Source organism: candidate division WOR-1 bacterium RIFOXYB2_FULL_36_35 (assembly GCA_001771505.1).
Lineage (GTDB): Bacteria > Margulisbacteria > WOR-1 > XYC2-FULL-46-14 > XYC2-FULL-37-10 > XYB2-FULL-36-35.
This window is the reverse complement of sequence record MEUA01000038.1, coordinates 20,584-35,782: the sequence shown is the minus strand read 5'-3', so window position 1 is coordinate 35,782 and position 15,199 is coordinate 20,584. Positions and strand designations below refer to the sequence as shown.

The following is a 15,199-nucleotide window of genomic DNA, read 5'->3' as shown; positions in this document are numbered from 1 at the left end:
TATTGAAAAATGCTTTTTGCTAGGAGAAAGTCAGGAAGGCTATTTTCCCGGCCAACTGCTGATATCCTGACCGTACTTTTCTTTCTTTTCCGTAAGGTTTTTTTTAAGTATGGCTATGTTTTTTGCAAGTTCCTGTACAGTCTCTTCAAAGTCATTTAACTGGCTTAAAAATTTATCCGCGGACAACTTTTTTTCTTCAACCATTTGGTTCACCTCCGATAGATTAACCCCGATTATTCACCCCGATTATCATAATCGAGGTTCACGCTAGAATCAATAACCAACAAATTGTCAAACATTGATTCGAGGTATGAGTAATCGGGGTTAATTATATCATTGTTTATATAAGTATGATCTTAGGGAATTTAACCCCGATTATTCACCCCGATTAGGAAATCGGGGTTCATACCTGGGAAAAGTTCCAACACTCTGATATAATTCTGTTCGTCTATAAATAATCGGGGTTAACCGTTGGTGTATAAATAGTTGTGTAAATTGTCATTCTGACAAAAGTCAGAATCCAAGATGAATAAAAAAATATGGATTCCTGTTTTTACAAAAATGACATAATTTGAATTGACATAACATTCTTGACACTATTATTTAACTAAAAATGTAAAAGGCCTTCAACTCATATAAATAAGCAAGGAGAAAAAAAGTCCCAAGCAATTTGCTAAAGAGCAAATATGATTTTTTAGAGTTGTTTTCTTTTTATTATAGCCATCTGTTCTTGTATACCGGCTTGGCGTTCAATTTGTGTGTATTGTTTTTCTTCACTTTTGGTTAAAGGGAAATCGTTGCCTTTTTTAAGCAGGAGAGAAAAATTTCGATCAAAATTAAACTCATGAGTTAGGACTGTTGTTAACTCAACTATAAAAGAAATTATTTCTGAAATATATTTTGTTAATAGCCATCCTCCGGCAATTAAAGCTCCGACTGTTGTTTTTATTAAAATAAGCAATGGTCCAATCCCCCCCTGTAATATTAGAGAAGAGCACCAATAGCCAATAAAATATCCGCTTAAACCTGTTACCCAAGATAATCCAAGCGCCGTTATGCCAACAGCAGGATGAAACATGAAGCCATATACAATAGATCCTAGGCATGCTGTTATTCCACAAACACCCCCGATAAAGTTACTTAACGAATCTAATGTCTGTACTATGTGTTCCCAAGAAAATAACTTGCTAAATAAGATCTCTTGATTATTTTGCATTTTTTCTGATAAGTTATAAAAAAAATCAGGTTTCTTTATTGGGATTAATTCGTTTGATAGATTCTGCCATGAGACAGGGAAAGAGAGCTTTTCTCCTGATACTGTTTCTGCTTCAATCCCATCCCAGTGCAATAGGTAGGTAGGTTTTGTTGTCAGAGCTTTTAGGGAGCTATATATTTCGTCAGGTGTTGATCCTTTCTTAAAAGATAATTCACCTGCAAAACCGTTAAGTCTCCACCCTGTAGTTAAAGAATTAGGAACTCTTGCCTTTTTATCATGATTGGGATTGCTTGCTTTTAGTCCCCATCTGTCAACTGAAAGTTTTAAATCATCGAAATTAGTCTTTCTCGCAAGAGTTTTTGATAAGGGTTTTAGTGTAGGGTTCGGTAGTGCCTGATTTTTTATTCTACTTGTGCGCGGCAGCCTTACTTTCAATAATTTAACAGAACAGGTTGGCTTCATGATTGCTCCGTTGTTACAAAATCTTTTCGAAGAAGCTCAATAGCTTTTTGATATGCTTGCTTGACACTTTCTTGTCTTCTACCTTTAACCATTGACATATCTCTTAATTTTATAACTTCGCGCTGCATAATCAATACCCTTTCAATAGCATCAAGGGCTTTATCTCTTATTCCTTGATTAAAGAGGGTAGAAAAGGATATTGTTGTTAGTTCAGGGATGTTTTCTTCTTCTTCATAAATAGATATTAGCGCTTTTGCTATATGTTCTCTTGTTCTCTCTGACATTTCAGGATAAGGGATGACAATGGACTTAATTAGCTTGCTTTTCTCGCTTTTTTTAACGGCTATTTCAGCAAGGCTTTGGTTTATTTCCTGGGTGATACTATCTGGTTTGTACAAAACCGGTGTATCTCGCAGAATAAGCAGCTCTTCTTCATCTTCAGATTGCCTAATTAAGTCTATAGCTCCATTTTCCGCTGCGGTTAGATATGCGGGTCTAAATTGCGGAAGATCAAAATCGGGTCTTTTAAAGGAGGCAAGCCTTATTAATTCGGCAATATCTTTTTTTTCAATAGCTATTTTCACTTGCGCCATCCTTACTCTGTTTTCCCATTCAGGATGCTCTCTGGTTTTTTTCGCTAAATTTTCTAAGTTTGATATGCTAGAAATCTCTTCTGCAGCATGTAACTCAATCATGAAGTTTGTAAATTCTGGATCTGAAATTGCGATAAGCTTTTCTTTGTATGGAGTAGAATCTCTTTCCCCTTGCGTTTCAATCTGTGCTGATCTTTTGAGCGTTTTTATATATCTTTGGGCTTCTTGTCTAATGCATTCTGGAATGTTGTTGTTGCTTGGCCATTGTGGAGCAGCCTGCTCTAATGTTTTTTTTGCTTCGGCTGCATTTTTTTCACAAAGTATTTCTCGCCAGGCAACTGCAATCTTTTGGTTGATTTTTGGCGAGAAGTCGTACTCTTTTATTATTTGAAAAAGTTTTTTATGATCCCCTTGCTCCCTTTTCTCTGCAATTATTAAATCTACAACTTCATCTATAACAGCGTCGATTTCTGTTTGTGATGTTTCTTGCGTAAGATGTAAAAATTCTTTTCTTAACTTGTTGAATAGTGCAAGATTTTTTCTGAGAGATTCAGGCATAAATCTGTCTACTTCCATCTCTTCAAGTGAGGAGAAGGCTTGAGTCTCAAGATCTATAGCACATAATCTCCCCCCCGATTTTATTCGCAGCGCATCAGAAAGATTTTGTGCTGTTGCCAAATCTGTTAGTCCTGGCCTGCTCTCTTCTTCTTGATATATATCAAACAACGCCTCCCCCGCAGCAGAACTTATATCTTTATCGGGAGAGTCGACAAGCCTTCTTAATTTGGCTCTCTCTTTACTCTTTTTGAGAAGCTGTATTATTGCAAAATTTCTTGCTGTTTTTACCTTGTCACTTTTGTCTTTGCGCATCTCCTCCAATAACTTTGTAGCGGTCTCTTTACCATAAAGGGATGGAATTGCGGATGCGAATGCCTCGCGGATTTTTTCACTCTTGTGTGTATGTAAGCCTTGATCAGAGACAAAAAGATTGGCCTGCCGCTTGTCTCTTAGTTGCAGAAGCATTGACAATCCCTCTTCTTTCTCCTCATTTGATGTGGAGCGCATTAATCTTATCCCTATATTGATAAAGCGCAGATACTCGGCGAAGCGCTTGAGTTGTATGTCTGTATTTTGGATTGCTTTTAATTGTATAGCTAATTCTTCTCCGCAGTCATAATCTATGCTACTCATTAGAGCTTCTAAATTGTGGTAACTTATGAGAGGATGTTTTGCTGAAATTACTTCTCTTAAGAGGAGGACAAACTCTTTTCTGGGTAATATTTTTTCAATATCACCTTTTATCTTTCCTAATTGTACTAATCTAACCGTAGCTTGCAACCTTATAACTTGCGGCTGATCTTCTGCCTGAATTAACCTTAAATAAAAATCGGCCTGAGCGTAAGGGGTAGCCGGTTTTTTATCATCCGGCAGTAGTTGCTGATAAAGGATAAAATCTATTGGCGTAGCATATTCTTCACGCATTGAACATAACTGTTCCAATGCTGAAAGGTATCTTGTGTGACTCTCTTTTAAAGGATCCATCCCTTCCTGTAAGATGATGTAGGCGGCCTCTCTTTGAGGGTACACACCAAGAGATTGGGGATCCTCGTGTTGGATCATTTCATTAAGAAGAGAAGATAAACTTGTTGTATCAAGTTTTGCCAAGGCAAATAGCAAACCTAGAAGGAAAGGATCTCGTAATTCTCCGTGTAATAATTTTCCTTTCCCATATTCAATTGCAACAGCCAATAACTTTTGTAAGCTTTCCTTAGGCAGACACCCTAAAATTCCCATAATCTGGGCAGGGAGGAGAGCCTGAATGTTTAAGATTTCCGCTATCTCTTCGATAGATCTTTCTTCTTCAAATAAAAGCCCGCAGGCGGACTCATAATCTCCTTTTACTGTTAAATCTTGCACTAATGCCTTAGTAACATCTGCTTTTTCCAAAATGGCATATTCTGTTTCCCATCCCCTTTCACGATAAAGTTCTATTTCACCACGATTGGGAAATCGGGGTTCATGTTTTTCTGGATTTGAGACGGAAGCCACATGATTTGCCGGATTAGAAAAAATGGTGTCTATCGTATCTGCGGATATGGATAAACCTCTTTTTTTAACCGGGATAGTTGGGCCCAAAAGCCTCCCCCTGTTTTTAAATATTGAGCGTGGATCTTCCTGATATTCTACCGAGCTTTTAAATAAAGAGGGGCGGGAGTTATGCAAGAAATCAAGAGCATTTTTAATTATGCCGGGATTTATTTCCTGCATTGCGTCTTCGCACAGTTTGTTTGCCAGCTTAGGTTGCATAAGGGCTATTTTAAAAAGGATTACTCCTGCTTTTTTGGGATCAGAAAATCCGCCGCATAAAACTTCTTTGCTATCTGTCGCAAGGGATGTTCCTCTGATAATTTCCAATGCTTCTTTAGCTCCTCTTTGTTTTGCAACCCAGCAAAGGTATTTTGCCACGCAATTTGGCTCGCTTGTTTCACAAAGGTATCCTTTTAAAAACTTTATATGTAGGGAGTCGATTAATTCTTCAGATTTTCTAAAATTAGAAAAAGCTCCGAAAATTAAGAGCGCTGCAGAAGAATATTCACCATCTAAAATCAAAGCCTTAATTCTTTTTTCCAGCGTGTGCGGCGGGACAAAATGAAATCTGGATGGCATAATCATTCTTCGTGCTTTTATCCTTACTTTGGATAGAGTCGTTTCTGAATCATCAGTTTTTAATATTAATAGAGCATTGCTTGTTTTAAGGCTGTCTGTGGGAGATGTAACTGTTTGCGGGGTGGAAAGTTCTAGATAAAATAATGGTCGCCCCAATCTTTGATAGCGTAATGTCCCAGCTTTTATCCCTTCTTCTACTTCGTTTCTGGTCCCTAAAACCAGATAATCCTGATTATCATATGCGAAGCTAAGGCCCATAGGTTCGCTTGTGCGATAATCTCCATGACGTTTTATGCTATGCCCTAATTTTGATGCAAGATATTTTATTCTAAACATGGCTTCTTCGGTTGGCGTGGATTCCTGATTTGACGGAGAACAAAAAGTATCTCTAAGGTCAAGTGCGGATATGTTGTCCAGTGTTAGTTCCTGTAACTCCGTTAAGATATTTAACTGTCTTACAAGCCTGGATAAATTGTCGCAATCAAAACTTCCAGGATTATCCTGTAATTGCTTATATAGCTTTGGCATAAGAATGTTTTCAAACACTCTCATAAAACTTGAAATCCTCTGGGAATAAAAATGAAAGGAAAATCTGGCGCTTTCATTCCTTGGATTTTGCGCTGTATATTTTTGGTAAGTTATTCCCACCATATAGAGATATTCTGAGATTTTTAAGAAAAATTTCAGTAATACATGCTGAGGTTTATGGCTGGATAATGATTTTATCCCATAACTTGGACGAAAAAGGGTCTAAGATCAAATCAAGAGTCATTTTTTCTTTTACTTTAAACTTTTTCCATTCTATGGAATCTGGTTTGTCCCTTGAAATGTTCCCTTTGGTTAACTTCATTTTGTAAGTTATAAAGTTGAAGCTGTAATTTGTAATATCACCACTGCCACTTTCTATAATTTGTTTGTCAATTCCGATTAGCTCAAATCTTTTATTTTGATAACAAAACTTAAAGGATTGATTTAATCTTGATGAACCACCACCTAAAAAATGAAAATCAATTTTTAGGATCCCATTAGATAAGATTGAAACTTCATCAAAAGGATCATCTATTGTAAAATTATTATGTTTAATAATAGAAGCATAGTTTTTTTCCGCACTAACAAATATATTCTTCACAGGGTCGTTGAAAAGAATTATAAGAATCCGTGGGTTTGCGTTTATTGAATGTTCCAGATTGTTATTTGTTGTATAGTTTTTTTTGTTTGTATCCTGTATTACTAAAGCCCAATCTTTGAGTGTATCATTATTTAGATCGCCATAGGCTTTATCCTCAACTACCCAGCCTTTCGGGATAAAGTCCTCGATGTTTTTTCCGCTAGTTTTTAAGTTAGGAAGAACTTCTCGGCCAAATGTGATGTTTGAGATTGTTAAGCCAGCAATGATGCCAATGATTATAATTATGTGTATTTTTTTTAAGAATTTATTCACCCCGATTATCACAATCGGGGCCCATTTGTTGATATTTGCGGCATAGCATACCGCCTTCCATCTGCTAATTCTTTGTGCTGATAATTCTTTTTTTTGTTTTGTATAAGTTTCATATGCTAATTATACCTTATAAAAATACAATTGAGAGGCTTTGACAACTATTTGCCTTATTATCTCCTGTTTGTTTAAGTCGTTACTGAGATAAAACTGGAGGCCGTCTTCGTACCCTTGATGATTAATTAATTGCCAAGCCCACACAACGTGCCTGCCAATACAATCTTTCCAAAACTTGGAATTACTGATGTCAAAAGCTTTATATTTACCTGTTTTTTTAATCCATTTTAAGTTTTTTTTAAGTTTAACAAGTATAGTGTCATCATTGGAGATGGCGTAAATTAAACAATTAAATTCTTTGAATTTAAGCAGGAGAGCTACATTCATCGGTTTTGTTTTATCATCAAAAAATTCTTTTATTAAGGATATTTCTTTTAATTTTTGTCCGGCTAATTTATTTAGAAATTTTAAATTGCTCATATTTCTTCTCTTTTCTAAAAGATAAGGATATTATATATCTTTTTGTAAAACACTATCAATGGATTCATAGGTTATATCAAGCAATTTCTTTAGTTCTTTTAATGTAATCCCAAGCGGCGGCATAAGAACTATCACATCTCCAAGCGGACGGAGGATTGCTCCCAGTCTTCTCGCTTCTAAAATTACTCGATGCCCGATTCTCTCTTTGTAAGGAAACGGCTTTTTAGTTTTTTTATCTGCAAAAAGTTCAATTCCCACCATAAAACCGCACTGCCTTATATCTCCGACATGTTTAAGTTTCCAGAATTTTTGAAGATATTTTTTCATAAATGCTATTTTGCCTTGAAGCTTTTGGAGTGTCTTTTCTTTTTCAAATATTTCAAGGTTGGCGATAGCCGCGGCACAGCCTAAAGGATTTCCCGTATATGTATGGCCGTGAAAAAATGTCTTCTTACTTTCAAAGGGGCCCAAAAACGCGTTGTAAATTTTGTCAGTTGTCAAAGTTGCCGCAATGGGGAGATATCCGCCGGTCAACCCTTTTGCGATGCACATAATATCAGGAGAGACTTTTTCATGTTCACAGGCAAACATCTTTCCCGTCCTCCCAAACCCTGTTGCAACTTCATCACAGATAAGGATGATATCATATTTTGTACAAAGCTTTCTGACCCCTGCCAGAAAACCTTTCGGTTGCAGCAACATCCCAGCTGCCCCTTGAATTAACGGCTCAACAATCATTGCTGCAATCTCTTTATGATGCGTTTTCATGATTTTTTCTATCTCTTTTAAATCTATTGAAACTTGAAAAGCATTAAAGAGAAGAGGCTTATAAATTTCATGAAAAAGTTCTATTCCTCCAACCGACACCGACCCAACAGTATCTCCATGGTAAGCATTCTTCAAAGTTATGAATTTTGTTTTCCCTCCTCGAAACCTCGAAACCTTGATCCCTTGATCCCTTTTATTTTGCTGCCAATACTGAAACGCCATTTTTAAAGCTATTTCGACAGCTGTTGAGCCATTATCTGAATAAAAGACCTTGTTTAGACCTTTGGGTGTTATTTTAATAAGTTTTTCAGCAAGTTTAATTGACGGGACATTTGCCAGTCCCAAAAGTGTTGAATGGGAGACTTTGTCTAATTGTTTTTTTATTGCATCATTTATATTTTTATTATTATGCCCGTGGACAGTGACCCAAAGAGATGATATTCCGTCTATGTATTTATTTCCGTCTGTATCGTATAGATAAATCCCGTCTCCTTCTTCTATTACAAGCTGGCTATTTTCTTTCCAATCTTCCATTTGAGTGAAAGGGTGCCAAATGTATTGTTTGTCTTTGTTTTGTAGCCTCTCCATTTTTCTATTATAACATCGCGCAGATCTTTTTTGACATTTTTATAAGGTGGGGAATCATCTATTTTAGGAGGATTTCGGACATGCTCAAAATTCATGTGAAATTTCTTAAAATTAGTGACGAGGAGACCTTAATAAAATTTTTCATGGAAAGAGAAAATTGAAAATTTTTTAAATTTTATGTTTTTTCTTTTTTGGGGAGGGCGCGCAAAGGATTTTTGTGGTTTAATGTTTTTATAATTAAAGAAAGGGGAGATTAAAAAATGGCAGCACAAGCATTGCACATGAAACAAGAAACAAAGAAATATGAAAAATCAAGGAGTGTTATTCATAATTGGGCAATTGCAAGTAATAACATGATTTTTTATAAGGCAGGGTATACCTATAATAAAATTAAAGAGGCAATAGGCCTTGAATCTGGGATAGGGACATTAGTAGACCCGAGTTATGGACGAATAATTCTTTACCAAGAAAAAATGGCTGCCCTTGCGGCTGAACGCCTTCAAAAAGCTTTTGAAACAGGAGAGCTTTCCTTTTTCTTTGAAAAAGGAAAGGAACATCCCCACTTAAAGGGCTTATCAGAAATACAATTAAAAACTTTGCTTGGCGGAAAGGGATATGGATTATATAAGATGACCTCAAGGCTGAGGATTCCTGTCCCTGAAGCATTTACGCTTCCTGCGTGGATGTGCTCAAAACTTGAGGTTGTTGAGGTGGATGGCGTTAAGAGGAAAAAATTAACTGAAGCACAAAAAAAGGTTATTGATGAAAAGCTGGCTGAAATGGAGAGAAGAACAGGGAAAAAATTTGGTGATGTAGATAACCCTCTATTTGTTTCCTGCAGATCAGGTGCGAGAGATTCAATGCCAGGGATGATGGAAACCATACTAAATATAGGCTTAACAAAAGATCTTCTTGAAAAACTTGTGGCAAAGGCATTGGCATCAGGGGATACAGCAAAAGCTCGTTTTTGGATGGATTCTTATTGTACTCTTTTAGCGCAATTTGGGAATGTTGTATATGAAATTACTTCTATTCTTAATAAACAGGCTAAAGCGGCAGGAAGCAATGTGGCTGAAATAGATTACTTTGAAAATGCGAAAGAGAGACTAAAAAAACAAAAAGGTTACTCTGATGATGCTGAGATGACATATGAAGATTTGTGTGGCTTGGCGGAAACTTTTGAAGGATTTTATCAAAAAGCAGAGAAAGTACTCCCTGCAGATTATAGAGAACAATTTTATCTGGCTACTGAAACTGTTTTTGATTCATGGGATATTCCGAGAGCGAAATATGCAAGAAACGAGATGGGGATTCCCGATTATCTTGGAACTGCTGTGAATTCTGTTGAAATGGTTTTTGGTAATAAAGGGATTTTTTCTGGCACTGGTGTCTTGTTTACCAGAGATAAAGATACAGGCGAAAAAGTTATCTCTGGAAGTGTTTTGTTTAATGCTCAAGGAGAGCAAGTTGTTTCAGGCGTTAGGGACGCGCTTTCATTGGAAGCATTAAGAGATGGATATGTTACGGAAAGTAACTTTTCAGAAAATTCTTTGCTAAGAAAAAAGGCTAAAATTATTCTTAATAGATTAAGAGCATCAAATATTATAGATAAAAATGGAGTTATTAATACAAAAGAACTTACAGAGGAAGGATTGAAGAAATCTTTGAGTTTTTCCGAAGAAGAAAAAGAAGAGTATTCTAGTATTATAAAAAACAATATAAAAGATATAAGCGATAGGGAAAAGGCGCTTAAAAATCTAACAGTGGTGCTCAGCTTTCAAAGTGAAGAGATGGCTGAAGTTTTGAGAGTTTTAAATGATAGCAGGACAAAACTTAACAAGATTTATAATGAGTTAATAGCCTGTGCCAATAAGTTAGAAGAGGATGCAGTGGATATGCAGGATGTTGAGTTTACTATTGAACAGGATGAACAAGGCAATCCTAAACTTTTTCTTTTGCAAACTCGTAATGGTAAGCGTTCAGGGGAAGCATCCGTTAAAATTGCTATGGATTTATACAATGAAGGAAAGATTTCTGCGGAAGAGGCATTGATGCGTGTTGAGCCTGAGAAATTTAAGGAATTATTAGCTCCTAAGTTTGATTTGGGCGAATTAAAAAAAGCTGTAAGCGATGGAAGGTTATTGGGAAAAGGGACTGCCGGTACTATGGGGGCGGCGTATGGAGAAATAATATTTGATCCATTGGAGCTTGCAGCAAAGATCGCAGAACAAAATGGAATGCCTGATGATAAAAGAAAACATTATATATTGGTTAGACCTATGACGATGCAGGATGATGTCCCGGGAATGAGAGTTTCTGACGGTGTTTTAACTCAAACAGGAAGCAAGGTTTGTCATGCCGTTATTATGACGACAATGTGGGGAGTCCCTTGTGTTGTTTCGTTTAAAGACATGGAGTTTATAGAGGAAGACGGGAGAATACTTGGCATTAAAATTAAGGGTAAGATTTATGATAAGGGGACAGAACTTAGTATTAACGGAACAACAGGAGACGTCATTTTGGGAAAGATTAAAACTATTAAACCTAAGGAGTTAAGTAGCGAGGCTGGACAACTGCTTGCTTTAGCAGATAACATTAGGCGTTTAAAAATAAGAGCAAACACCGAACTTGATAAAGCTCAAGATGCTTATAATTTTGGAGCTAGAGGGGTAGGGCTTGTACGTACCGAACATATGTTTTTAGATAGAGATCAATTGCATAATGTTCGTTTAATGTTTTTAAAATATCTTGAATATATAAAAATCAGTGGAAAGGATGCTGGTTCACATGCAAGAAAAGCGAGGTTGATGGACGATTTAAAGCCGATTTTACAAATGTTGGAAAGAAATCAAGAGAATGACTTTTATGAGATTTATAAAATTAATGATGGGGAAGGGGTTACAGGTCGATTACTAGACGCTCCTTTGCATGAATTTTCTCCTAAGAGAGAAGAGAGCAAAAATCAATTGGCATTAGATTTAAATATTTCAAGAGAAGAACTTGACCAAAGGCTTGAGAGCTTCCATGAATCTGACCCAATGCTTGGGTTTCGTTCCGCAAGGATGGGGATTGTGTTTCCTGAAATATACAAGTCACAAGTGAAGGCTATGCTTAGGGCTGCCGGACGGCTTATTGATGAAGGGAAAAACCCAAAAGTTGAGATAGAAATACCACTCGTTTCTCAAGTTGAAGAGATAGAAATAATCAGAAAAATTGTTGAAGCGGCGGCTGCCGAGATTACCCAAGAACGACAAGGTAGAGCAGTAGACTATAGGTTGGGAGTGATGATTGAAACTCCTGCGGCTGCATTGAATGGAAAAAGGGTAGCAAAGGCATTAGGGCCAAAAGGTTTTGTCTCTGTTGGATCAAATGATTTGACCCAGATGACTAAGGGCTTGAGTCGTGATGACGCAGAAATATTCCTACAAATATATGCTGCTAATAATATGTATAATTATGGCAAGAAACATCCTTTTCTTTCTCTTGATCCTGATGTGGTTAGACTGATAAGAATATTTGTTGAGGAGGCAAGAAGTGTATATCCTGATTTTGAAATAGGGATTTGTGGAGAGCATGGTGGAGATCCATATTCAATAGGGGTTTTAAATGAGCTTGGTTTAAATATTATCAGTATGTCGGCTTACGGCGTTCCATCTGCAAGACTTGCGGCGGCGCGAGCAGAAATAGAGCGAATTAATAAATCTATAAAATTACCGCTTATACAAGTTTTGATGGCTGGGAATAAATTTGAAGGAAAACCAAAAAAGGGACAGCTCAAAAAAGCCGCTTAAAGCTTAAATTTAAGTTGGCCTAAATGACTGGCAAAATATATTTTATTTTTTGCCAAAAAAAATAAAAGCGAGGCTTAAAAAAATATGACATCACCGATTTCGCTTAACATCGGGGGGAGATCGTACCAGATTAAAAAGTGGCTTCCCATATCTGCTCCACGCACTCACTTTGTTTGTACTTTAAATCCATCTAGAGTGTTAGAAGCGGGAAAAGAACATCTGAGAAGGTTAGTTATGGATGGGATGAATATTGTACGTATAAACTTTTCCCATGTCTTAACAGATAAAGATAGAGCTGGAGTTGTTCTCTTGCTAAATATGATTAGGGAAGTTGAAGAAGAACTTTGTCGACCCATAGGAATAATGTTGGATACAAAAGGACCTGAGTTTAGAGTCCAACGTTATGAAGGGAGCCTTGAGATGAGAAAGGGAGAAAAAATAACTCTTTCTCCAGGAGAAGGCGAATGTACAAAAGATAAATTATTTATGCGAGTTCCTTCCGGTTATTCCAAGCTTTATGATGATTTAAAACTTGCGCACAAAAATGGGAATCTTGTTCATATTTATATAGAAGATATGAAGATTGCATTAAAAATGGAAGACGTTTTGCCTGGTGAAGGGATTGTTTGTACAATAGAAAGAGGTGGCAACCTTAAGGGAAATAAAAGTATCAATTTCAGCGGATGTCGTTTGGAGGTAATAGCTATAACTAAAGAAGATTATGCTGATATAGATTTTGGGCTGCGAGATGGCAGGTTTCATTATCTAGCCCGTTCTTTTACTACTTCGCCGCTTGTTGTTTCAAGTATTGATGAGTATATGAAAGCTCAAGGTGAGTCTCCAGAACCGCAAATGCTTCAAATAGCAAAACCAGAAGAAGAAAAAGGGATGATAGACAATCTGAAAGGAGTTATTAGCGCTACTGCTGCGGTGATGATTCCTCGTGGTGATGCTCGTGCGATTGGAGGGCCTGAAAAACTGCCTCTTCTTCAAGCCAGATTAATGGAAGAGGCAAGAAGACAGGGGAAACCAGGAATTCTTGCTACCGATGTGCTCGGTCAGATGGAAACATCTCCTTTACCTACGCGCGCTGAATCTGATAATATCTTTACAGGAATAGCTCGTGACAGAGTTAGCATGGTTATGTTTTCAGGAGAGACAGCTACAGGAGACCATCCCAATTTGGTGGTTCAAACAGCTGTTAAACATGCTCTTGTGGCAGAAGAATATACAGAATTTGAGAATTTTTTCAGAGGGAAACTTAGGACAATCTTCAATGAAGGAGAAACAGGATTAATTGAGCATCAAAGCGCAGACAGATATACAGCTTCTCTTGTTTTGGGAGCCATTGAAAACGCTGAAAGATTGCCAGGATTTACGGCCTTTGTCCCTTATACTTTGTCCGGGCATAGCGCAAATCTGGCTTTTGGTTTTTATCCTAAAGTTCCAGTTGTTGCTATTACGCCTACGGAAAGAGCTTTTTATAGGATGTTGCTTTATAGAGGGGTATATCCGGTTTTAGTTGATGACGTTCCAAATACAATGGATGGCTTTCAATCATTTCTCAAGGCTTTAGTACAATACTTAGGAGTGGCTCAGGTGGGGCAATCGATTACAACTACTTTTGCTTCTGGAGGCTCAGGCAAAGATAGAACCGATACATCTCAAACTATTGAAGTAAGATGAGAGTTGCTAAAGAGCTAGGACTTGAAGAAAAAAAATAATGACGTTGCCAATATATTGTACTGTTTAAACATGTAGAAAGGTAGTTGATTATGTAATGAATATGGCAGTTGTCGAGCGATCTGTAGATTTTCTGCCCAAAAGACAGACGATAAAAATAAAACCCCACTTATTAGCATTATCTCGAAAAATTGCAGGAGTAGAACTTGAGAGAATCTTACCTTTTGCGAGGGGGTATCAGTGTTTAGCAGGACACCTAAGTATTTTAACGCAGGAAGGGGTAAGATGTCTTTTAGAAACTTCCAGCATTTTGAACGCAGAATGCCCGCAGGTTTCTGATATAGATTCGATAACAAAAGAGCTTCCGCAGGTAAGTGATCCAAAGTTGGATTTGTATATTGATCCTTATACGCCGGAAAAAGATCCAAAAGCATTTTCTGTGTTTCGAAGTTTTTTTAACAATAGAGAGTCAATTAGCGTATTGGAGATTTCAAGGGGATGTTACCATGATTGTTTGATGTGTGCCCCTAGAAAAAAACAAGATGACAGCAAAAAAGTTATTCATATGCCTTATCCTTTGTTTTTAAAGGCTTTGGCTCAACTAACTTCTGGTTATTCTGTTTTTTCTTCACTTAATTCTGGAAAATTTAATTCTGAAAAAATTTTGAGACTACATGATTTTGGCGACCCTTTTTTATGGAGGGATAAATCTTTCTCTGCCGATTTTGGTGATCTTGCTCTTAAACTTGATGAGGCGGGATTTGTTGCCCCGCTTATATCTACTCATGGGCGTTTAAAAAAGGATGTTTTTTCGAAGGATGCATTAGAAAAATATGGTTCTTCCCATCCAGGAAGATCTAATTTGTCAGTACACTTGTTTAATAAAAACATTTTTCCAAACAGTTATGATCCACCTAATACTTTTTTATTGTCAAGAGAAGCTTTTAGGATTAAAAGAGATATAGAAGCTTTGTTGCCTAGCGGTATAGATTTTATAACAAACGATGAATCTCATTCCAATCCTTTTTTAAGAAAGTCTTTTTTACTGGATTTTTACGAGAGAAGAGTTGTTGCTTTACTTTCTTCTGATGAATTAAAAGATAGATATTCATACCATGGAGGGAAAACAATATTTAGAATTTTGCCGGTAATTTCTGCTGGCGCTGCAGTCAGAAATAATGGTTATTTTGTTCCTTCATCATCATCGAGTTTTGAATTTCAGGGACTTTGTTATGCAAAAGCAGATGTATTTGGAAACTTATCTGTTTTATATCAGTTTAATTCCTCTTTAACTGAATCTTTTTTGCTGCAAAAAATGTATGATTTTGAGGAAATGGGGCGGTTTTCATAGTCTTTTTCACCCCGATTAGGAACTCGGGGGTCATCGTTTTCAAGTTTTTATTCATTCAATACCTATGAGCTTTTTGTAAAAAATGTTAAAATAGTAAAAGATAAA

8 protein-coding genes are annotated in these 15,199 nt (G+C 36.8%); 3 read left to right on the top strand and 5 right to left on the bottom strand.

The window, feature by feature from the left end:
- Positions 1-694 precede the first annotated feature (694 nt).
- The 5 genes from A2290_08370 to A2290_08350 form a co-directional block, all read right to left on the bottom strand.
- Complete coding sequence (locus A2290_08370) at positions 695-1,678, bottom strand: hypothetical protein (protein ID OGC14340.1); 984 nt, start codon at positions 1,676-1,678, stop codon at positions 695-697.
- The gene (locus A2290_08365; GenBank protein OGC14339.1) at positions 1,675-5,589 is read right to left on the bottom strand and encodes a hypothetical protein; all 3,915 of its coding nucleotides are present in this window, start codon (positions 5,587-5,589) and stop codon (positions 1,675-1,677) included. The genes A2290_08370 and A2290_08365 overlap by 4 nt, the downstream gene beginning before the upstream one ends.
- Positions 5,590-5,641: 52 nt before the next feature.
- Positions 5,642-6,391 carry a hypothetical protein gene (locus A2290_08360; GenBank protein OGC14338.1) on the bottom strand — a complete coding sequence of 250 codons (750 nt, stop codon included), beginning with the start codon at positions 6,389-6,391 and terminating at the stop codon, positions 5,642-5,644.
- A gap of 108 nt (positions 6,392-6,499) precedes the next feature.
- The gene (locus A2290_08355; GenBank protein OGC14337.1) at positions 6,500-6,913 is read right to left on the bottom strand and encodes a hypothetical protein; all 414 of its coding nucleotides are present in this window, start codon (positions 6,911-6,913) and stop codon (positions 6,500-6,502) included.
- A gap of 30 nt (positions 6,914-6,943) precedes the next feature.
- Positions 6,944-8,269, bottom strand: a complete 1,326-nt coding sequence (locus A2290_08350) for an adenosylmethionine--8-amino-7-oxononanoate transaminase (protein ID OGC14336.1) — start codon at positions 8,267-8,269, stop codon at positions 6,944-6,946.
- 260 nt (positions 8,270-8,529) lie between these two features.
- On the opposite strand from A2290_08350, the gene A2290_08345 reads away from it, so the two are divergent.
- The 3 genes from A2290_08345 to A2290_08335 all read left to right on the top strand — a co-directional run bounded on the left by A2290_08345 (position 8,530) and on the right by A2290_08335 (position 15,094).
- Positions 8,530-12,060 (top strand): hypothetical protein, encoded by a 3,531-nt coding sequence (locus tag A2290_08345; GenBank protein OGC14335.1) that lies wholly within the window; start codon positions 8,530-8,532, stop codon positions 12,058-12,060.
- 84 nt (positions 12,061-12,144) lie between these two features.
- Positions 12,145-13,746, top strand: a complete 1,602-nt coding sequence (locus tag A2290_08340) for a hypothetical protein (GenBank protein OGC14334.1) — start codon at positions 12,145-12,147, stop codon at positions 13,744-13,746.
- 94 nt (positions 13,747-13,840) lie between these two features.
- Complete coding sequence (locus tag A2290_08335) at positions 13,841-15,094, top strand: hypothetical protein (protein ID OGC14333.1); 1,254 nt, start codon at positions 13,841-13,843, stop codon at positions 15,092-15,094.
- Positions 15,095-15,199 lie beyond the last annotated feature (105 nt).

What these genes read in the sequence shown, in the direction of transcription:
- A2290_08365 (OGC14339.1), bottom strand. Translation starts at nt 5,589, where the DNA reads ATGGTGGGAATAACTTACCAAAAATATACAGCGCAAAATCCAAGGAAT.
- A2290_08345 (OGC14335.1), top strand. Translation starts at nt 8,530, where the DNA reads ATGGCAGCACAAGCATTGCACATGAAACAAGAAACAAAGAAATATGAA.
- A2290_08350 (OGC14336.1), bottom strand. Translation starts at nt 8,269, where the DNA reads ATGGAGAGGCTACAAAACAAAGACAAACAATACATTTGGCACCCTTTC.
- A2290_08355 (OGC14337.1), bottom strand. Translation starts at nt 6,913, where the DNA reads ATGAGCAATTTAAAATTTCTAAATAAATTAGCCGGACAAAAATTAAAA.
- A2290_08370 (OGC14340.1), bottom strand. Translation starts at nt 1,678, where the DNA reads ATGAAGCCAACCTGTTCTGTTAAATTATTGAAAGTAAGGCTGCCGCGC.
- A2290_08340 (OGC14334.1), top strand. Translation starts at nt 12,145, where the DNA reads ATGACATCACCGATTTCGCTTAACATCGGGGGGAGATCGTACCAGATT.
- A2290_08335 (OGC14333.1), top strand. Translation starts at nt 13,841, where the DNA reads ATGAATATGGCAGTTGTCGAGCGATCTGTAGATTTTCTGCCCAAAAGA.